This window comes from Streptomyces muensis, from assembly GCF_021474425.1.
Taxonomy (GTDB): domain Bacteria; phylum Actinomycetota; class Actinomycetes; order Streptomycetales; family Streptomycetaceae; genus Streptomyces; species Streptomyces muensis.
On the sequence record NZ_JAKEIP010000547.1, the window covers coordinates 1 to 1738 of the forward strand.

Annotated in this window: 2 protein-coding genes; both read left to right on the top strand. The window is 70.4% G+C overall.

The window, feature by feature from the left end; translation table 11 throughout:
• Positions 1-207 precede the first annotated feature (207 nt).
• Complete coding sequence (locus tag L0P92_RS44210; protein ID WP_234768778.1) at positions 208-1026, top strand: maleate cis-trans isomerase family protein; 819 nt, start codon at positions 208-210, stop codon at positions 1024-1026.
• Between the two features lie 13 nt (positions 1027-1039).
• Positions 1040-1738: maleate cis-trans isomerase family protein (locus L0P92_RS44215; protein ID WP_234768777.1), on the top strand; the 699-nt coding region annotated here is incomplete at its 3' end.

The following is a 1738-nucleotide window of genomic DNA, read 5'->3' on the forward strand; positions in this document are numbered from 1 at the left end:
AACCTCGCATGTCAGACGGCCATCCCTTCCAGTAGAACGCCGGGGTGTGCGAGGGCCGTTCCCCGGCGTTCTACTGGAAGGGATGGCCGTCTGACATGCGAGGTTTGACCACGCTCGCACCCGAACCTACCTTCGTCAACACGGGCGAACGTACGGTCCGTTGCTCACCCGTTTCTTGCAGTGAGGGCGGTGCCTGCCATGAGCAGCCTGGACATCTCCTTCCTCGGCGGACCTCGACCCCAGCGGGGGGTCGGAGTGGTCGCCCCCTTCGACTTCGCGCTGGACCGGGAGCTCTGGCGTTGGGTGCCGGACGAGATCTCGCTGCACCTGACCCGAACGCCCTACGTGCCGGTCGAGGTCAGCCTCGATCTGGCCCGCATCGTCAGCGAGCACGAGACGCTGAGCGACGGCGTCCGCACCCTGACCGCCATCGCCCCCGAGGTCGTCGCCTACGCCTGTACCTCCGGCAGCTTCGTCGGCGGTATCGCGGGTGAGCGGGCGATGTGCGAGGCGATGACCAGGGCCGGCGCGGTGCCGTCGGTCACCACGTCCGGGGCGCTGCTGGAGGCGCTGACCGAGTTGGGCGTACGACGAGTGGCCCTCGTCACCCCGTACACCGTGTCGGTGACGCGGGCGCTGGAGGAGTACGTCGCGGAGGCCGGGACCGCGGTCACCGGGTGCGCCTTCATGGGGCTGACCCGGCACATCTGGAAGGTGCCGTACCGCGATGTGGCCGACATGGCCCGCCAGGCCGTACGCGGCGCCGCCGACGCCCTCTTCATCAGCTGCACCAACCTCCCCACCTACGACGTGATCCCCCAGCTGGAGGCGGAACTGCGGATACCGGTCCTCTCGGCCAACCAGGTGACGATGTGGGCCGCCCTGCGTCGGCTGGGTACTCGCGCGGTGGGGCCGTATCAGGCGCTGATCGATCCGGCGGCACGGATCGACCCGGCGACGCGAGGCGGTACCGGGCTTCCCGCGGTGCCGGAGGTGCCGGAGGTACCCGAACAGGAACAGCAGTAGGAGAAGGGATGCCATGACCGCACTCGGATTTCTCTACCCGGGCCACTCCGCCGAGGACGACTACCCACGCATCGAACAGCTGCTCGCCAGCGACATCCGGCTCGACCTGGTGCACACCGACATCGGTGAGGACGCGCACCGGGTGGACGCGCTGCTGCGGATGGGGTCGGCCGAGCGGCTCGCCGCGGGTGTGGAGGCGCTGCGGCTGACCGGCGCCGAGGCGGTGGTGTGGGCCTGCACCAGCGGCAGCTTCGTCTACGGCTGGGAGGGCGCCCACGAGCAGGTGCGCGCCCTCGCCGTGGCGGCCGGTATGCCGGCGTCGTCGACGTCCTTCGCCTTCGCGCACGCGGTGCAGGAGGTCGGGGTGCGGCGGGTGGCGATCGGCGCGACGTATCCGGACGACGTGGCGGGGCTCTTCGCCGACTTCCTCGGGGCGGCCGGCGTGGAGGTGGTCTCGGTCCGCGGCTCCGGCATCATCACTGCCGTCGAGGTAGGCACCTGGGGTGAGAAGGAACTCTTCACCCTGGCCCGGGAGGCCGACCACCCCGACGCCGAGGCCGTCCTCCTCCCCGACACCGCCCTCGAGACGACGGACGTCGACCGCGACGAGCTCCCCTTCCACCTCGCACGCGAGCACCTGCTCCGCGTCGCCCGCACCCTGCGCGACGACCGTCTTCTCGATGGCGTTGTCGGGGAGGAGTCCCTGTTCCTC